At 26.2% G+C, this 1,026-nt stretch carries 3 protein-coding genes; all 3 read left to right on the top strand.

Annotation, left to right across the window (positions count from 1 at the left end; genetic code table 11):
* Window positions 1-36: 36 nt before the first annotated feature.
* Entirely contained in the window at window positions 37-228 is a 192-nt protein-coding gene (locus tag AB3I72_RS13775) for a hypothetical protein (RefSeq protein WP_010784100.1), read from the top strand.
* Between the two features lie 169 nt (window positions 229-397).
* Window positions 398-613, top strand: a complete 216-nt coding sequence (locus tag AB3I72_RS13770; protein WP_010709166.1) for a leucocin A/sakacin P family class II bacteriocin — start codon at window positions 398-400, stop codon at window positions 611-613.
* Window positions 614-955 (top strand): bacteriocin immunity protein, encoded by a 342-nt coding sequence (locus AB3I72_RS13765; protein ID WP_002367792.1) that lies wholly within the window; start codon window positions 614-616, stop codon window positions 953-955.
* Window positions 956-1,026: the final 71 nt, after the last annotated feature.

Raw genomic sequence — 1,026 nt, 5'->3', positions numbered from 1 at the left:
ACAATATATAGAAGTAAAAAATTGAGGTGATAGCTAGTGAAAGAGAAAGAAAGTCCTTCTTATCATACATATGAATTTTTGAAAAAAAGAAAACATGATCCTAAATGGATAGAAGAGTATTTACAAAGAAAAGAAGAACATACTGTAGCATTTATGATTAAAATTTTTTGGTTTTTAGTAGGATTGAATATTGTTATTTGGACATACGGTTTTTACAAGCATTTTTAGTTGAAGAGGTAAAAAAGGTAAATAGGTAGATTCTTTTTAATTATATATACCTCCTTACAAAAATGTTAGAAAAAAACTTTTATTGTATCGTTTACAAAACTATACCAATAACTATATAATTTCTATATAGAAGACGTTTTCTAATTTTTATTTTTCGAGGTGAACATTAATGAAAAAGAAATTAGTTAAAGGTTTAGTTATTTGTGGCATGATTGGGATTGGTTTTACAGCATTAGGAACAAATGTAGAAGCTGCCACATATTACGGAAATGGTGTGTATTGTAATAAGCAAAAATGTTGGGTAAATTGGGGACAAGCTTGGTCAGAAGGAGTTAAACGTTGGGGAGATAATTTGTTTGGTAGTTTTAGTGGAGGAAGGATTTAAATGATTGATATTGAGGAAACAAAAAAAATAATTCATGAACTATATAATAGTTTAATGAAGCGTGATAAGACCAAAGCTATATTAGATATTACAGATGTTTTGTTGCAAGTCTATAAAAAAATAGATAGCGAAAAATATCCAGAAATATTAATAAATAAATTGGTAAATTATATCTATATTGTTGGATTTGACAATAAAATTCATTTTTTAGGAAATGATGAAAAGTTATTAATTGAATTGGGAGATATATCTAAAAAGGCTGGAATTAACAGTAAATATAAAGCTAATTTTACAGATAAATCTCAATTCTATAGTTATTCTGAAAAAGTACCTATTAGATAATTATAAATTAGTATGTATTACACAAAAACTCACTGTCGATTAGAGCAGTGAGTTTTTTAGCTATTTTTTTG

This window comes from Enterococcus sp. GC34 (assembly GCF_040886645.1).
Taxonomy (GTDB): domain Bacteria; phylum Bacillota; class Bacilli; order Lactobacillales; family Enterococcaceae; genus Enterococcus; species Enterococcus faecalis.
The sequence above is the reverse complement of the archived record's forward strand: the minus strand, read 5'-3'. Positions and strand labels throughout refer to the sequence as shown.

What these genes read in the sequence shown, in the direction of transcription:
- AB3I72_RS13770 (WP_010709166.1), top strand. Translation starts at nt 398, where the DNA reads ATGAAAAAGAAATTAGTTAAAGGTTTAGTTATTTGTGGCATGATTGGG.
- AB3I72_RS13765 (WP_002367792.1), top strand. Translation starts at nt 614, where the DNA reads ATGATTGATATTGAGGAAACAAAAAAAATAATTCATGAACTATATAAT.